This is a genomic window from Nocardioides humilatus, assembly GCF_008373755.1.
GTDB lineage: Bacteria > Actinomycetota > Actinomycetes > Propionibacteriales > Nocardioidaceae > Nocardioides > Nocardioides humilatus.
Map to the genome: position 1 here is coordinate 357,561 of NZ_VUJV01000003.1, position 15,860 is coordinate 373,420.

At 70.4% G+C, this 15,860-nt stretch carries 14 protein-coding genes; 4 read left to right on the forward strand and 10 right to left on the reverse strand.

What is annotated here, in order from left to right; translation table 11 throughout:
• Positions 1 to 116: 116 nt before the first annotated feature.
• A complete protein-coding gene (locus tag F0U44_RS09505) occupies positions 117 to 767 on the forward strand; it encodes an O-methyltransferase (protein WP_438616485.1) in 651 nt (216 codons plus the stop codon).
• Here F0U44_RS09505 and F0U44_RS09510 read toward each other — a convergent pair.
• Complete coding sequence (locus tag F0U44_RS09510; protein ID WP_188113409.1) at positions 764 to 2,020, reverse strand: RsbRD N-terminal domain-containing protein; 1,257 nt, start codon at positions 2,018 to 2,020, stop codon at positions 764 to 766. The two genes, F0U44_RS09505 and F0U44_RS09510, sit on opposite strands and share 4 nt — an antisense overlap.
• Before the next feature lie 176 nt (positions 2,021 to 2,196).
• Between F0U44_RS09510 and F0U44_RS09515 the strand changes: the two genes are divergently transcribed.
• Complete coding sequence (locus F0U44_RS09515; protein WP_149728062.1) at positions 2,197 to 4,053, forward strand: DUF3556 domain-containing protein; 1,857 nt, start codon at positions 2,197 to 2,199, stop codon at positions 4,051 to 4,053.
• The gene (locus tag F0U44_RS09520) at positions 4,050 to 5,477 is read left to right on the forward strand and encodes a phytoene desaturase family protein (protein WP_149728063.1); all 1,428 of its coding nucleotides are present in this window, start codon (positions 4,050 to 4,052) and stop codon (positions 5,475 to 5,477) included. The genes F0U44_RS09515 and F0U44_RS09520 overlap by 4 nt, the downstream gene beginning before the upstream one ends.
• Before the next feature lie 10 nt (positions 5,478 to 5,487).
• Here the strand turns inward: F0U44_RS09520 and F0U44_RS09525 are convergent, their stop codons facing one another.
• The 6 genes from F0U44_RS09525 to dapE form a co-directional block, all read right to left on the reverse strand.
• The gene (locus tag F0U44_RS09525) at positions 5,488 to 5,826 is read right to left on the reverse strand and encodes a hypothetical protein (protein ID WP_149728064.1); all 339 of its coding nucleotides are present in this window, start codon (positions 5,824 to 5,826) and stop codon (positions 5,488 to 5,490) included.
• Positions 5,827 to 5,858: 32 nt separating this feature from the next.
• Positions 5,859 to 7,370 (reverse strand): leucyl aminopeptidase family protein, encoded by a 1,512-nt coding sequence (locus F0U44_RS09530; RefSeq protein ID WP_246160402.1) that lies wholly within the window; start codon positions 7,368 to 7,370, stop codon positions 5,859 to 5,861.
• An 86-nt stretch (positions 7,371 to 7,456) separates the two neighbouring features.
• Entirely contained in the window at positions 7,457 to 7,624 is a 168-nt protein-coding gene (locus F0U44_RS09535) for a DUF3117 domain-containing protein (RefSeq protein ID WP_091024313.1), read from the reverse strand.
• A gap of 100 nt (positions 7,625 to 7,724) precedes the next feature.
• Complete coding sequence (locus tag F0U44_RS09540; RefSeq protein WP_246160403.1) at positions 7,725 to 8,018, reverse strand: DivIVA domain-containing protein; 294 nt, start codon at positions 8,016 to 8,018, stop codon at positions 7,725 to 7,727.
• Positions 8,019 to 8,035: 17 nt separating this feature from the next.
• Positions 8,036 to 8,770, reverse strand: coding sequence for an LOG family protein (locus tag F0U44_RS09545; RefSeq protein WP_223163635.1), 735 nt, complete (start codon positions 8,768 to 8,770; stop codon positions 8,036 to 8,038).
• The gene (gene dapE / locus F0U44_RS09550; protein WP_149728067.1) at positions 8,767 to 9,867 is read right to left on the reverse strand and encodes a succinyl-diaminopimelate desuccinylase; all 1,101 of its coding nucleotides are present in this window, start codon (positions 9,865 to 9,867) and stop codon (positions 8,767 to 8,769) included. The genes F0U44_RS09545 and dapE overlap by 4 nt, the downstream gene beginning before the upstream one ends.
• 181 nt (positions 9,868 to 10,048) lie before the next feature.
• Here dapE and F0U44_RS09555 point away from each other — a divergent pair, with 181 nt between their 5' ends.
• Positions 10,049 to 11,626 carry a calcium-binding protein gene (locus F0U44_RS09555; protein ID WP_188113410.1) on the forward strand — a complete coding sequence of 526 codons (1,578 nt, stop codon included), beginning with the start codon at positions 10,049 to 10,051 and terminating at the stop codon, positions 11,624 to 11,626.
• A gap of 3 nt (positions 11,627 to 11,629) precedes the next feature.
• Here the strand turns inward: F0U44_RS09555 and F0U44_RS09560 are convergent, their stop codons facing one another.
• From F0U44_RS09560 to ileS, 3 genes are read right to left on the reverse strand one after another with little or no spacing between them, the layout of a single operon-like run.
• On the reverse strand, positions 11,630 to 11,935 hold the full coding sequence (locus tag F0U44_RS09560) for an AzlD domain-containing protein (RefSeq protein WP_149728069.1): 306 nt from the start codon (positions 11,933 to 11,935) through the stop codon (positions 11,630 to 11,632).
• Entirely contained in the window at positions 11,932 to 12,615 is a 684-nt protein-coding gene (locus F0U44_RS09565; RefSeq protein ID WP_149728070.1) for an AzlC family ABC transporter permease, read from the reverse strand. The genes F0U44_RS09560 and F0U44_RS09565 overlap by 4 nt, the downstream gene beginning before the upstream one ends.
• Entirely contained in the window at positions 12,612 to 15,845 is a 3,234-nt protein-coding gene (ileS, locus tag F0U44_RS09570; protein WP_149728071.1) for an isoleucine--tRNA ligase, read from the reverse strand. The genes F0U44_RS09565 and ileS overlap by 4 nt, the downstream gene beginning before the upstream one ends.
• Positions 15,846 to 15,860 lie beyond the last annotated feature (15 nt).

Below are 15,860 nucleotides of genomic sequence, written 5' to 3' on the forward strand. Positions count from 1 at the left end.
GGAGAGTCCCGGGACTCACCGTTGGGTCCAACGAACGGCCCGATCCGGTTGTTCCACGCTCAGATACCCGGGCACGGCTCCGCGCAACCAGGTGTGTCGACCGTTACGGTGACCCCGTGGACCCGATCAGCCCGAGCAGCTGGAGCTTCGCCGAGACCTATGTCGCCGAGGACGACGTGCTCCTCGGGGCACGCGCCCGAGCCCAGGAGGTCGGCGCGGTCGCGATCGGCTCCGGTGCCGGCGCCGCGCTGCGGTTCGTCGCCTCGGTGCTCGATGCGCGCGCCGTCGTCGAGATCGGCACAGGCGCCGGGGTCTCTGGCCTCTACCTGCTGCGCGGCATGCGGTCCGACGGGGTCCTGACCACCGTCGACGTCGAGGCCGAGCACCAGCGGCTGGCACGCGAGTCCTTCAAGGACGACGGCATCGCCCCTCAGCGGGTGCGCACCATCGCGGGGCGGGCGCTCGACGTACTCCCCCGGCTCACCGACGGCCACTACGACATCGTGTTCGCCGACGGCGACAAGCGTGAGTACGGCGCCTACCTGTCCGAGGCGATGCGGCTGCTGCGCCCCGGCGGCGTCGTGGCGTTCGACAACGCCCTCTGGCACGACCGGGTCGCCGACCCCTCGCAGCGCGACGACGAGACCGTTGCCATCCGCTCGCTCGTCCACGAGGTCGCTGCGACCGACGGCCTGGTGCCCGTGCTGCTGCCGGTCGGCGACGGGCTGCTGCTCGCGAAGAAGGAGTGGGTCCCCGAGGCCGACTAGGCCCCTGACGGACCTTCCTTCACCAGAACCTCGGGCCCGAGCCACTTGCAGGCGATCAGGGCCAGCTCCAGGTCGAGCCGGTCCTCGCTCACCGGCTTGCCACGGACCTCGACCGCACGGTCGACGCGATACTTCACCGTGTTCTTGTGCAGGTGCATGCGGGCAGCCGTCGCGACGTAGCTCTCGCGGTCCTCCACGAACGCCAACAGGGTGTCGCGGAGCCGTGCCGCGCCATCGGTGTCCGCGGCGAGACCGCCGAGCGTGCGCGCGACCATGAATCGGGTCGACCCCAGGTCCCCGGCGAGCAGCGCGGCAGCGCGGACGGTCGGGTCGACATAGGAGACCACCGGCTCGACGGAGTGACCGAGCTGCGCGACGCGGTGGGCCGCCGCCGCAGCCAGGTGGGTGGCGCGGAAGCCCGGCTCGCCGGCCTCCGCACCACCGAGCGCGACCCTGGTGCCCTTCGTGGCCGTCCGCATCACCTCGCCCACCGCGGCCAGGTCCACGACTCCGGACGGACCGACGGGCAACCAGGCCCAGGCGGTGTCGCGGTCGCGCGGCACGAAGAGCGGATGGCCCCCTGAGCCGACCCGCTGGGCGAGGCGCGCCAGCAAGTGCTCAGACTCGCGCAGCCCGTCGTCGGATCCATCGGTCCACAGCACGAGGCCGAGGTGGTGCTGGTGCAGCCGATAGCCGAGCGTCGCCTCGGCGGTCGCCAGTTCGAGACGTTCGCCTCGCAGCAGGGTGTCGACGATCTCGCGCTGCACCGCACTGCGGTTGGCCAGCCAGCGCTCGCGCTCGGTCTGGTAGGCGCCCATCACGTCCTCGGAGACGGCGTCGACGTACTGGAACGAGGTCTCGGTGAGCAGGTGGCTGGCCTGGAGGGCGAGCGCCTGATCGGGGACCCGGCGCGAGATCTCGTCGTTGGCCCATCGCAAGATGAGCTGCTGACCGAGCCGGTAGGCGCGGAGCAGCGCGCTCGGCGGCGTGCTGCGCTGCGCGAGCCGTCGGGCGTACTCGATCGCCGCTGCCGGCGCCCGGACCTGATCGATCGGGATGTGCCCGCGGAGCAGGTGGGCGAGGTTCTCCAAGTTGGAGCCAGCACTGCCGTTGAGGAGGTCGACCAGAGCGGGGTCCTTGGGCAGCTCGGGGATCCGATCGCCGAACTCCCCGACGAGGTAGGCGGTCAGGTCGCCGCTGCGCTCGGCCAACAAGATGCCGACGGCCTGGAGCTCGGTCTCCGCGTCCGACACAACCCCACCTCCCTGCTTTGGTACGTCGCACCATGGTCGCAGACGCGACCGTGCCTCACTGTGACACTGAGAGGCCGAATTCGACCCACCCTTTCGTGCCCTCGAACCAAGTATCGCGACATGCCCCGGACCTAGCATGATCGGCGTCACGCGCCGGCCCCGAAAGGACTCCTCAGATGGGCTTCCTCACCCCCTCGCCCCAGCCGATGCCGCCGGCCGATTTCCTGCGGCTTCCGCTGCAGGAGCGGATCCGGCTGCTCGCCGTCAACTGGGTCGACGACGGGTTCGGCACCCCGCGGGTGCTGCACGTCGTCTACGTCCTCAAGATGCTCGGCCTCTACTTCGCCGTCGGGCTCGCCATCACCTCCTGGACGACCGACTACGTCTCCTTCACCGATCCCGGCACCTGGTTCGACAACGTCGTCGTCTACCAGAAGCTCGCGGTGTGGCTGATGCTGCTCGAGGTGATCGGCCTGGGCGGCGCGTTCGGCCCGCTGTGCGGCCACTTCGCGCCGATGCTCGGCAACATCCGCTACTGGTTGCGCCCCGGCACGATCCGGATGGCGCCCTGGGGCAAACGCGTCCCGCTCACCGGCGGCGACGAGCGCACCGTCGTCGACGTCCTCCTGTACGTCGCCGTGCTGGCCAGCCTCGCCTATCCCCTGCTGGCGACGGCCGAGCGGGTGACGCTGGTGCCGGCCGGCACCGGACCTCAGGAGCTCGTGCCCCCGGCGGCCTTCATCCCGATCCTCGTGACGATGCCGCTGATGGGCCTGCGCGACAAGGTCGTCTTCCTCGCGGCACGCTCCGAGCAGTACCTGCCGATCATGCTCTTCTCGGCCACGCTTGGCGCACTCGCGCTGTCCGACTCGGCGGGGGCGGACGACTTCATCAACCTGGTCGTCGCCTTCAAGATCATCATTTGCATCGTCTGGATCGGCGCGGGTACATCCAAGATCGGCGAGCACTTCGTCAACGTCGTGCCACCCATGGTGTCCAACACCCCGGGCCAGCTGTCGTTCGTCAAGCGCCTGCACTACCGCAACGAGCCCGACGACCTCCGCCCGAGCCGCTTCGCCTGGTTCATGGCCCACGTCGGCGGCACGACGGTCGAGCTGATCATCCCGTTCGTCCTGCTCACCACGACCAACAACACGATCGCGATGCTCGGTGCGATCGCCATGCTGATCTTCCACATCTTCATCACCTCGACCTTCCCGCTCGCCGTACCGCTGGAGTGGAACGTCTACTTCGGCTACATCGCGATCGTCTTGTGGGGCGGCTTCGGCGACGGGTTCGACGCGTCGGTCTACAACATCTGGGACTGCTCCGAGCCGCTGCTGCTGATCCCTGTCTTCGGGCTGCTGCTCTTCGGCCCGGTGCTGGGCAACCTGCGTCCGGACCTGGTGTCCTTCCTCCCCTCGATGCGGCAGTACGCCGGCAACTGGGCGTCCGCGGTCTGGGCGATGAAGCCGGGCGTCGAGGCCCGGCTCAACGAGCTGCCGGCGGTCGAGAACCAGGTCGACCAGCTGCAACGGATGCTGCCGACCCCGCTCGAGCACGACGACGCCGAGATGACCTTGCAGAAGGTCGGCGCCTGGCGCGCGATGCACAGCCAGGGCCGCGGCCTCTACTCGGTCCTCTACGAGCACCTCGACGACATCGAGTCGCGCACCCTGCGCGAGGGCGAGTTCGTCTGCAACGTCGTGCTCGGCTGGAACTTCGGCGACGGCCACCTCCACGACGAGCGGATGGTGGCGGCGATCCAGAAGCGGCTCGGCCTGGCACCCGGCGACCTGGTCGTCGCCTACTGCGAGTCGCAGCCGACGCCGTGGCGACGCGGCCGCCCCCAGCACTACCGGGTCATCGACGCCGCCCTCGGCGTGGTGGAGCGCGGCACCTGGGACGTCCGCGACTGCGTCAAGGAGCAGCCGTGGCTCCCCAACGGGCCGATCCCGCTCGAGGTCGGATGGACGGCCACCGGCTACCGTCGCCAGAGCACCCTCACCACCGGTAAGGACCCTGTGTCGTGACCACCGCAGTCGTCGTCGGCAGCGGGCCCAATGGGCTCGCTGGCGCCATCAGGCTGGCCCAGGCCGGGGTCGAGGTCACGGTGCTCGAGGCCTACGACCGGCCCGGTGGCGGCACCCGCACCAGCGAGCTGACCCTGCCGGGGGTGCTCCACGACGACTGCGCAGCGTTCCACCCGACAGCGGTGGCGTCGCCGTACCTCTCCTCGCTGGGACTGGAGCGCCACGGACTGCGGTGGCTCTGGCCCGAGGTCGACCTCGCGCACCCGCTGGACGACGGTCGGGCCGGGATCGCGGCACGCGACATGGACGCCACCGTGGCGAGCCTCGGCGGTGACGGGGCGCGGTGGCGGCGGATCTTCGCTCCGATCGTCCGCAACTTCGACGACCTGATCAGCGAGGTCTTCCAGCCGGTCGCGCACCTCCCCCGCCACCCGATCACGCTCGGGCGCTTCGGCGTGAAGGCGCTCATGCCGGCCACGTGGACCACCGGGCGGTTCAGCGACGACCCGGCGCGAGCCCTGTTCATGGGCGTCGCAGCGCACTCCTTCGGGCGGCTCGACACCCCGCTGAGCGGGTCCGTCGGGCTGATGCTCACCGGCACGGCGCACGCCGTCGGCTGGCCGGTCGCCGAAGGCGGCACCGAGGCCATCACCCGCGCGCTGCTGACCGAGTTCGCCTCCCTCGGCGGCAAGGTGCGCACCGGTGTCCGCGTGACCTCGCTCGACGAGCTGCGCGACCTGACCGGCACCGCCCCCGACATCGTGCTCCTCGACACCGCGCCCGCGGGCGTGCTGGAGATCGTCGGCGACCGGTTGCCCGGACGCGTACGGCGGGCACTCACCCGCTACTCCTACGGTCCGGCCGCCTTCAAGGTCGACTACGCCATCGAGGGCGACATCCCGTGGACCAACCCCGACTGTCGACGCGCCGGCACCCTGCACCTCGGCGGCTCGGCCGAGCAGATCCGCGCGATCGAGGCGGGCACCGTGGGCGGCACCATGGCCGAGCAGCCGTTCGTGCTCCTGGGCCAGCAGTACCTCTGCGACCCCACGCGGTCCAGCGGCACAGCCAACCCCATCTACGCCTACGCCCACGTGCCTCACGGCTACACCGGCGACGCAACCGAGGCCGTGACCCGGCAGATCGAGCGGTTCGCCCCCGGCTTCCGCGACCGGATCCTCGCGACCTCCACGCGTGACCCGGCCGGCCTCGAGACCTACAACGCCAACTACGTCGGCGGTGACATCTCTGCGGGCGCCAACACCGCCCGGCAGATCGCATTCCGCCCGCGGGTGGGGCTCAACCCCTATGCCCTCGGCGTCGACGGGGTCTACCTGTGCTCGTCAGCGACGCCGCCCGGTGCGGGCGTCCACGGCATGGGTGGGTTCAACGCGGCCGAGGCAGCGCTCGACCGACTGCGCTGATCAGAAGAGGTCAGGCGCGGGGTGCGGCGGTGAACCCGGCAGCGCCCTCGGCGATCGACACGATCTCGCAAGGTTCGATCAGGATCGGCGCGCTGCCGATGATCTGCGACCCGGGCGACTCCGCCGCGACGGCCGAGAACGACTCCTGGAAAGCAGCCCGCGCCGCGTCGTCGGCGAAGACGTAGCACCCCTCGAACCACTGTCCGGGCAGCATCCGCCACGTCTTGTAGGCCAGGCCGTCCATCCCGGTGAAGCGGGCGTGGGAGGTGTCGGCGACATAGGTCGCGAGCGTCTCCTCGACCCCTTCCGGTGCGGCGGCGAGCGACCAGCGGACGGTCAGACCCTTCACGTGCTTCTCCTCGGTGCTGCTCGGTGGTGATGTCAGTCGTGGTGGATGCCGGCGAGCGGCTCGGCCTGACCGAGCCAGGTGAGCAGCAGTCGAGCGCCGAAGCCGGACGGCCCGACGGTCCACTCGTGGAGCTCCTTCTCGACGTCGCCGACCGAGGCGATGTCGAGGTGGGCCCACGGCAGGCCGCCGGTGAAGTGCTGGAGGAAGAGTGCCGCGGTGATCGCGCCCGGGTTGCCGGCCGCGTTGTCGGCGTCGGCCACCTTGGAGGCGAGCCGCTCCTCGTAGCCGGCGTAGAGCGGGAAGCGCCACAGCGGCTCTCCTGCCGTCTCCCCCGCCTCGCTCAGTGCAGCAGCGAGCGTGTCGTCGGTGGCGAAGAAGCCACCGACCTGCTGGCCGAGCGCGACCTTCATCGCGCCGGTCAGGGTCGCGACATCGACGAGGACGGTCGGCTCGAGCTCGGCCGCCGCGTAGGCCAGCGCGTCGGCGAGGACCAGGCGGCCCTCGGCGTCGGTGTTGGTGACCTCGGTCGTGCGGCCACCCCAGTGCCGGATGACGTCGCCGGGTCGGAGCGCCGAGCCGGACACCGCGTTCTCGGCCGCCGGCACCAGGCCGGTGACGCGGATCGGACACCCGAGGTCGGCGAGAGCGGCCATCGTGGCCAGCACCACCGCACCGCCGGTCATGTCGCGCTTCATCGACACCATGCTGGGACCGGGCTTGATCGAGAGGCCGCCGGTGTCGAACGTGATGCCCTTGCCGACCAAGACGAGGTGCGGGAGCTTCTTGATCGCCCGCGTCGACGTGCCCGACGGCCGGTAGTCGAGCCGGATCAGGCGTGGCGGGGTCGCCGATCCCTTGCCCACGCCGACGATGCCGCCGAAGCCTTCGCTCTCGAGCGCCTTCTCGTCCCAGACCCGGACCTCGAGGCCGGCGGCCTCGGCGATCTCCTCGGCCTGACCGGCGAGCCACGCGGGGTTCTTCAGGTTGCTCGGCACGGTGGCGAGCATCCGCGCCCGCCAACCCGCCCCGCCGATCGCGACCGCGCGAGCGAGCGCAGGCTGGTCGGCGTCGAGCGATCCGGGGGGAGTCGCGATGACCACCCGTCGTACGGGCGTGTGCTCGGGGCCGCTCGACCGCCAGTGGAACCCGAAAGAGCCGAGCATGGTGCCGGCGACGAACGCCTCGAGGGCCTTCTCCCCCGGCACGTCGGGTCCGTCGGGTGCGACAGCGGGGATGGAGGTCGCCACGGCGTCACGGTCGCGGACCGCTCGCGCGAGCGCGGCGCCCGCCCGTCGCAGGTCGACGGGACGCGCGGCCCCCACTCCGACCAGGAGCGCGAGGCGTAACGAAGGGTTGGTGGCGGTCCCGACGGGCACCGGCACCTCGGCGACCTCGCCGACGGCGCCGGTCATCCGGCGCAGCTCGGCGACGCCGAGAAGATCGATACCGGTCTCCTCGATCAGGTCGGCAGCGCCCGGGCCGAGCAGGACGCTCGGACCCTCGGAAGGATCGCCGACCGGACCGGGTAGGACCGGAACTGCCACCACGTCGACACCGACGATGGCGGCAGGAGGGAGTTCGCTGAGTGCGAACTCAGGGGGTGAAACCTGGCTTGGAAGGACGGGGTCCGTCACCCGACGACGTTCTTGAGCGCGTCACCGAGGGCACCCGCCTCTTCGGCGTTGAGCTCGACGACCAGACGGCCGCCGCCCTCAAGCGGGACGCGCATCACGATGCCGCGACCCTCCTTGGTGACCTCCAGCGGACCGTCACCGGTCCGAGGCTTCATCGCCGCCATGCGGCACACCCCTCTTCCCATCAGCTGTGGCAGACCTGCTCTCCGCAGGTCCGGCTGCACCATTATCGCTTATGCCCCTGCGACCGCGCAGCAGTGGCCATCACTCCGCGTCAGGAGCGCGTGCCGGATCCTGCGCAGCACGCAGTTCCTGCTCCATCGCCAAGCGCGCGAGAAGTGCGTCGACCTCGGCCATCCGATAGCCCCGGAAGGCCAGCGAGAAGCGCACCCGACGCAGGTCGTCGGCGGTCAGTGCGCGGTCGGCGGGCACGCGTGCGTCGGGCCGGTCGTCGAAGGCCGGCTTCATCGGTTCGCCGCGTCCGGCGGCCAGCATGGCGATGCCACCCATCGCCAGCACGATGAGTACGGCGAACACCCACATCATGGTCTGAGGCATCCCGGTCTCCTGAGGTCTCAGCCCTGGTGGTGGCGGCTGCGTGCCGCCGCCATCAGCGCGACGGCCTCGTCGACGTCATCGGTGACGACCATCCGGTCGATGTCGGACTGCGCGATCTTGCCGGAGGCGAGCACGGTGTCCTTCAGCCACGCGATGAGGCCGGACCAATAGTCGACGCCGAGCAGGACGACCGGGAACTCCGTGACCTTCTGGGTCTGCGCCAAGGTGACCGCCTCGAACATCTCGTCGAGGGTGCCGATGCCGCCCGGGAGCACGATGAATCCCTGGGAGTACTTCACGAACATCGTCTTGCGGACGAAGAAGTAGCGGAACACGATGCCGACGTCGACCCACTCGTTGAGGCCCGCCTCGAAGGGCAGCTCGACGCCGAGCCCGACGCTGATGCCGCCGGCCTCGCTGGCCCCGCGGTTGGCCGCCTCCATCGCGCCCGGACCACCGCCGGTGATCACCGAGAACCCGGCCTCGACCAACTTGCGGCCGACCTCGATGCCCTGCGCGTAGGCCGGGTCGTCCTCCCGGGTGCGGGCCGAGCCGAAGACACCGATCGCGGCGCCGAGCTCGGCCAGCGTGCCGAAGCCCTCGACGAACTCGGACTGGATCCGCAGCACCCGCCACGGGTCGGTGTGGACCCAGTCGGTCGGGCCGCGCGAGTCGAGCAGACGCTGGTCGGTGGTCGATCCGTCGATCTGGGCGCGACGCTGGATCACCGGCCCCTTGAACTTGGCCTTCACTCGCCACTCCCCTTCTCGGCGCCGGACGTCAGCCAGGCTCGCAACTGGTCCTCGCACCGCTGGATCTGCTCCACCGGCACGTGCTCGTCCTGCTTGTGAGCCAGCATCGGGTCCCCGGGACCGAAGTTGACGGCAGGCACGCCGAGCGCCGTGAAGCGCGCGACGTCGGTCCACCCGAACTTGGGGTTGACCTCACCACCCACCGCGTCGATGAACGCCTTCGCCGCGGGCCGGTCGAGTCCGGGCAGCGCACCTGGTGCGGTGTCGGTCAGCGTGACGTCGTACGGGTCGAAGAAGGCGGTGACGAACGCCAGGGCCTCCTCCTCCGACCGGTCGGGGGCGAAGCGGTAGTTGACGGTGACGACGCACTCGTCGGGGATCACGTTGCCCGCGACGCCTCCGCTGATGCCGACGGCGTTGAGGCCCTCGTGATACTCGAGCCCGTCGATGACCGGCTTGCGCGCCTCGAACGCGTTGAGCCGATGGAGTACGTCGGACGCCCCGTGGATCGCGTTGACCCCGCGCCAGCTGCGCGCCGAGTGGGCCCGCTCCCCGCGGGTGCGCACGTCGACGCGGAGCGTGCCCTGGCAGCCGGCCTCGACGACGGCGTTGGAGGGCTCCATCAGCACGGCGAAGTCGGCCTCGAGCAGGTGCGGGTCGGACTCGCTGAGGAGCCGGAGCCCGTTGTACTTCGAATCGATCTCCTCGCACTCGTAGAGCACGAACGTCAGGTCGTGCACCGGTGCGGTGACGGTCGCTGCGAGCCGGAGGATGACGGCGTCGCCACCCTTCATGTCGCACGTGCCGAGCCCCCACAGGATCCCGAGACCCTCGTCGAGTCGGGTCGGGAAGTTGGCGTTGACCGGCACCGTGTCGAGGTGGCCCGCGATCACCACCCGACTGGGCCGGCCGAGGTCGGTGCGCGCGACCACCGTGTTGCCGCGTCGCCCGACGGCGAGGTGAGGCAGCGCACGCAGCGCGATCTCGACGGCGTCGGCGATCTCCTGCTCGTTGTGCGACACCGACTCGATGTCGCAGAGCTGCCGGGTCAGCGTGACGGCGTCAGCGGTCAGGTCCAGCCCAGGTGTCGTGGCCATGCCCTCATCCAACCAGCCCGGCCCCACCGGCGGTCCAGATCCTGCACCGACCGGGTCCAGATCCAGTACTAGGCCCAGTCGCGCGCGCTTCCTAGCGTCGAAGACACCGCCCCGGTCTGTCGCATCGTGACAACGGATGTCACGCAGGAGGGGTAAACCGTCCCAGCTCTCGGAGGCACCGATGCCCACCCACCGATTCGCCACCGCCGGTGCAGCCACCAGCGCCGTCGTCGCTGCGCTCGTCGTGCTTCCCACGACGGTCGCCCAGGCGACCGTCACGTGCCGCGGGGTGACCGCCACCCACGTCGGCACCGAAGGTCCCGACACGATCAACGGCACCGAAGGACGCGACGTCGTTGCAGCCCTCGGCGGCAACGACACCGTCTTCGGGTTCGGCGGTGACGACCTGATCTGCCTCGGCGACGGCAACGACGTCGCCTACGGCTTGGCCGGGGTCAACACGTTCGTGCCGGGCGCCGGCAACGACTACGTCTACGGCAACGGCGAGGGAGGCGTCGACGACACCGTGGTCTACGAGGACGCGCCCGGACCGGTCGGGGTCAACCTGACGACGGGCCTGACCTGGGCGGCGAGCGGCGAGGACCACCTGTCCGCCGTGGCGTCGGTCGTCGGCAGCTTCTACAACGACCAGTTCATCGGCAACGCCGACGCCAATCTCTTGTGGGGCGGCGAGGGCAACGACGACCTCCGAGGCGGCGACGGCCCTGACCAGCTCAACGGCGGAGCGGGTTTCGACGTACTCGGCGGCGAGGGAGCCGACGACAACCTCCAAGGTGGCGCCGGGCGCGACGGACTGGACGGTGGCCTGGGCAGCGACTACATCGACGGCTACATCGCCGGGCTGGCCGGAGCACCTGAGGGCGACCGCGTCAGCTACTTCTCTGCGCCGCAGGGCGTCGTTGCCGACCTCGTCGCCGGCACGGTGAACAGCGGCGGCTACCAGGACTCCCTGGCCAACATCGGCTCGATCACCGGTTCCGAGTATGACGACCAGATCTTTGGCGACGGTGGTTCGAACCTGCTGACCGCAGGCGCCGGTAACGACGTGGTGGACGGCCGAGGGGGCGACGACCAGGTGGTCTCCGGCCTCGGCAACGACGACGAGACCGGCGGCACCGGGACCGACCTGCTCAACCTCGAGTACGCCACCGGGCCGGTCCGCGCCGACCTGGGCACGGGCGTCGTGTCGGGTCTCGGCACCGACGTGGCCGATGGCTTCGAGGACCTGCGCGGCGGAGGATACGCCGACCGGCTCACCGGGACCTCCGGGCCCAACCGCATCGACGGCGCCGGAGGCGACGACACCCTGGTCGCTGCCGGCCCTGGCGACGACAGCCTCAGCGGGTCCGCCGGCAACGACGTCTTCGTCCCCGCTGCCGGCGACGACGTGATCGTCGGTGGCGATGGCGCGGACACGGTGCGCTTCTCCTCCGCAGCCGCGCCCGTCACGGCATCGCTGCTCACGCAGCAGGCCACCGGCGCCGGCACCGACACGCTCGTCCTCGTCGAGCGCCTGGTCGGCAGCCGGTTCGCTGACCGGCTCACGGGCGACGCGGCCGCCAACCAACTGCGCGGTGCGGGCGGCAACGACACGCTCAACGGCGCGGCCGGCAACGACGTCCTCGGTGGAGACGCCGGCAACGACTACCTGCTCGGCGGCGGGGGCACCGACCGGTGCGACGGGATGGCCGGGACCGACCGGGCGAGCACGTGCGAAACGGTGCTCAGCGTCCCCTGACCCTCAGATCGCGCGCGCCAGCGCCGCCACGAGGGCGGCACCGAACACGACGACAAGGAAAGGCGCCCGCGCCATCAGGAGTACGACGGCCGCACCCAGCCCGAGCAGACGAGCATCGATCGCGAGCGACTGCCCGTCAGCAAGGACCTGGACAGCGACCAGGGCCGCCAGCAGGCCGACGGGGATCAGGTCGGCGACGCGCTCGGCCACCGGATGTGCGAGGACGCGTTGCGGGACCGACAGCCCGGCGACCTTGAGCAGGTAGCAACCGGCCGAGGCCACGAGGATGCCGACCCAGAGCGCGCTCATGGCTGCACCGCCGCTCGCCTGCGAGCCAGCACGAGACCGGCGGCCACCGCCGCGGCGCCTCCGAGGATGACCGGGACGCCGGCCGGGGTCCACGGCACCAGACCCATTGCCGCGCCGGCTCCGACGACCGCGACCACCCGTTGCGGCCACGCGGTCAGCCGTGGCCACAGCAGCCCGAGGAACGCTGCCCCCACTGCGGCATCGAGCCCGTAGGCGCGCGGGTCGCCGAGCGCTTGCCCGGCGGCCGCGCCGGCCAGGGTCGCCAGGTTCCACAACACGAAGATCGTCACCCCGGTGAGCCGGAAGGCCAGCCGAGTGCGCCGCGCATCGTCCTGGCCGAGCCCCATCGCCGTCGACTCGTCGATGATCAGCTGAGCGGTGAGCAGGCGCCTCCAACCGCGCACCTCGAGGTGAGGCGCGAGCGCCAGGCCGTAGAAGGTGTTGCGGCTGCCGAGCAGCAGCGCGGTCAGCGAACCGGCGAGCGGCGCTCCCCCGGCGGCGACCACCCCGACGAACGCGAATTGCGACGCCCCGGTGAAGACGAGCAGCGACAGCGCGCACGCCTGCCAGACGTCGAGACCGGAGGCGGCCGCGACGGCACCGAACGAGACGCCGTACGCGCCCGTTGCGATGCCGACGCCGAGCGAGTCGACGACGACCTGACGGTCGCCCGGGATCACGCTCGGACGACCGCCACGACCGCCTGCTCGCCGTCACCGACCGTCACTGCGGTGCCCTCGGCTCCCTCCTCGACGACGTAGGAGGTCGCGAGAGTCTCCTTGGAGATGAGGTCCTCGTAGGCGCCGGCCGCCGTGCACACGGCCGCCGAGCCGCCGAGGGTGAGGGTGATCCGGTCGGTCACGTCGAGGCCGGCATCCCGCCGGGCCTGCTGGACCGCACGGACCAGGTCACGGGCGATGCCCTCCTCGGCGAGCTCGGGCGTGACGACAGTGTCCAGGACGACGAAGCCACCGGTCGGGAGCATGCCCGTGGCGGTGCCGTCGGTCTCGGATCCGACCACGGTCTCCAGGGAGTACTCCCCTTCTTCCAGGGCCAGGCCGCCGGCAGTGACGGTCCCGTCCTCGGCGACGCTCCAGTCGCCCGACTTCGACGCCTTGATCGCGACCTGGACGTCCTTGCCGAGACGCGGACCGGCGGCGCGCGCGTTGACCGAGAGTCGCTGCGAGACGCCGTAGCCAGCAGCCTCGGGCGAGTCGGCCGCGAGCAGCCGCACATCCTTGACGTTGACCTCGTCGGCCACGATCGAGATATAGGCCTCCAGCGAGGCCGGGTCGGCGACGACCACGGTCAAGGCGCCGAGCGGGAGCCGGTTGCGCAGGCCACCGGCCTTGCGCAGCGCCGAGGTCGCAGAGCAGACCTCGCGGACCTGGTCCATCGCGGCGACGAGCGCGTCGTCAGACGGGAGGGTCGCGACGTCGGGCCAGTCGACCAAGTGCACAGAGCGACCGCCGGTCAGGCCGCGCCAGATCTCCTCGGTCGTGAGCGGCAGCAGCGGCGCGACCGCGCGGCAGACCACGTCGATCACCGCGGCGAGCGTCTCGAACGCCTCGGCCTTGCCCTCCCAGAAGCGCTCGCGCGAGCGGCGGACGTACCAGTTGGTCAGCACGTCGAGGAAGCCGCGCGTGGTCTCGCACGCGTCGGCGATCGCGTAGTCGTCGAGCTCGGCGGTGAGCTTCTCGACGTACTGCCGGGTCTTGGCCAGCAGGTAGCGGTCGAGCGGGTCAGCGCTGTCGGTCCGCCCTTGGGCCTCGTATCCCTCGGCGTTGGCGTAGAGCGAGAAGAAGTACCAGGTGTTCCAGAGCGGGATCATCACCTGGCGCACGGCGTCACGGATGCCCTGCTCGGTGACGACCAGGTTGCCGCCACGCAGGATCGGGCTCGCCATGAGGAACCAGCGCATCGCGTCGGCGCCGTCGCGGTCGAAGACCTCGCTGACGTCGGGGTAGTTGCGCAGCGACTTCGACATCTTGTTGCCGTCGGAGCCGAGCACGATGCCGTGGCTGATGCAGGACGAGAACGCCGGCCGGTCGAAGAGCGCGGTGGCCAAGACGTGCATCGTGTAGAACCAGCCGCGGGTCTGGCCGATGTATTCAACGATGAAGTCGCCCGGGAAGTGGTTGTCGAACCACTCCTGGTTGTCGAACGGGTAGTGCACCTGCGCGAAGGACATCGAGCCCGAGTCGAACCACACGTCGAGCACGTCGGCGACCCGGCGCATCGTCGACTGCCCCTCCTCCGGCGAGCGGGGGTCGTCGGGGTTGGGACGCGTCAGGTCGTCGACCCACGGCCGGTGCAGGTCGGGTTCGCCGTCCTTGTTGAGCGGCAGGCGACCGAAGTCGCGCTCGATCTCCTCGAAGGAGCCGTAGACGTCGATCCGCGGGTAGGCCGCGTCGTCGCTCTTCCAGACCGGCACCGGGCTGCCCCAGAACCGGTTGCGCGTGATCGACCAGTCGCGGGCGTTCTCGAGCCACTTGCCGAACTGCCCGTGCTTGATGTGCTCAGGCACCCAGCGGATCTGCTCGTTGAGCTCGAGCATCCGCTGCTTGAACTTGGTGACCTCGACGAACCACGACTCCACGCCCTTGTAGATCAGGGGCTCGCGGCAGCGCCAGCAGTGCGGGTAGGAGTGGGTGTAGGTCTCACGGCGCACCAGCACGGTGCCCGGCGTGACCGAACCGCCCTGGCCGCCCTGGCCGCCAGCGGTGACCGCCTTCAGGTCGTCGATGATGTGCGCGTTGGCGTCGAAGACGAGCATGCCGGCGTACTCGGTGACGGGGTGCGTGAAGCGACCGTCCTTGCCGACGGGCATCACCGGCTCGATCTTCTCCCGGTCGGTGACCTCCTTGTCGACCTCACCGAACGCGCCGGCACTGTGGACCAGGCCGGTGCCATCGGTGGTGGTGACGGCCTCGTCGGCCGCGACCACGCGGAACGCGTTGGCGTGCCCGGCGAAGTAGGAGAACGGCGGTGCGTAGGTGAGCCCGACGAGCTCGGATCCCTTGCCGCGCCACACGACGTCGGGCTCGTCCCCCAGCTCCCGGGAGTACGCCGACAGCCGGGCCTCGGCGAGCACGAGCCGCTGGCCCTCGTGCTGGACCGCGACGTAGTCGATGTCAGAACCGACCATGACGGCGAGGTTGCTCGGCAGGGTCCACGGCGTGGTCGTCCAGATGAGCACCTTCGCGCCGTGGAACGAACCTTCGGTCGTCACCTCGAAGCCGACGGTGACCGAAGGGTCCTGGCGGTCCTGGTAGACGTCGTCGTCCATCCGCAGCTCGTGGTTGGAGAGCGGCGTCTCGTCGTTCCAGCAGTAGGGCAGGACGCGGAATCCCTCGTAGACCAGGCCCTTGTCGTAGAGGCTCTTGAAGGCCCACAGGACCGACTCCATGAACTCGGGGTTCATGGTCTTGTAGTCGTTGTCGAAGTCGACCCAGCGGGCCTGGCGGGTGACGTAATCGCGCCACTCGCCGGTGTACTTCAGCACCGACGCGCGGCAGGCGTCGTTGAACTTGTCGATGCCCATCTCGACGATCTCGTCGGTCGTCTTGATGCCGTTGAGGCGCATCGCCTCGAGCTCGGCCGGCAGGCCGTGGGTGTCCCAGCCGAAGCGGCGCTCCACGCGCTTGCCGCGCATGGTCTGGTAGCGCGGGACGATGTCCTTGACGTAGCCCGTCAGCAGGTGGCCGTAGTGCGGCAGACCGTTGGCGAAGGGCGGACCGTCGTAGAAGACGAACTCGTTGTCGCCGTCGGCACCCGCGTCACGCTGCTCGACGCTCGCCCGGAAGGTGTCGTCCTCGGCCCAGTAGGCCAAGATCCGCTCCTCGATCTCGGGGAAGCGCGGCGCGGACGGGACGCCGGTGGCGTCGTTGCTGACCTTGGGATAGGTCATCGCTCTGGTCTCCTG

Excerpts from the sequence above, each read along its gene's own strand:
- F0U44_RS09515 (WP_149728062.1), top strand. The coding sequence starts at position 2,197 with ATGGGCTTCCTCACCCCCTCGCCCCAGCCGATGCCGCCGGCCGATTTC.
- F0U44_RS09535 (WP_091024313.1), bottom strand. The coding sequence starts at position 7,624 with ATGGCGGCGATGAAGCCTCGGACCGGTGACGGTCCGCTGGAGGTCACC.
- F0U44_RS09540 (WP_246160403.1), bottom strand. The coding sequence starts at position 8,018 with ATGCCTCAGACCATGATGTGGGTGTTCGCCGTACTCATCGTGCTGGCG.
- dapE (WP_149728067.1), bottom strand. The coding sequence starts at position 9,867 with ATGGCCACGACACCTGGGCTGGACCTGACCGCTGACGCCGTCACGCTG.
- F0U44_RS09555 (WP_188113410.1), top strand. The coding sequence starts at position 10,049 with ATGCCCACCCACCGATTCGCCACCGCCGGTGCAGCCACCAGCGCCGTC.
- F0U44_RS09560 (WP_149728069.1), bottom strand. The coding sequence starts at position 11,935 with ATGAGCGCGCTCTGGGTCGGCATCCTCGTGGCCTCGGCCGGTTGCTAC.
- ileS (WP_149728071.1), bottom strand. The coding sequence starts at position 15,845 with ATGACCTATCCCAAGGTCAGCAACGACGCCACCGGCGTCCCGTCCGCG.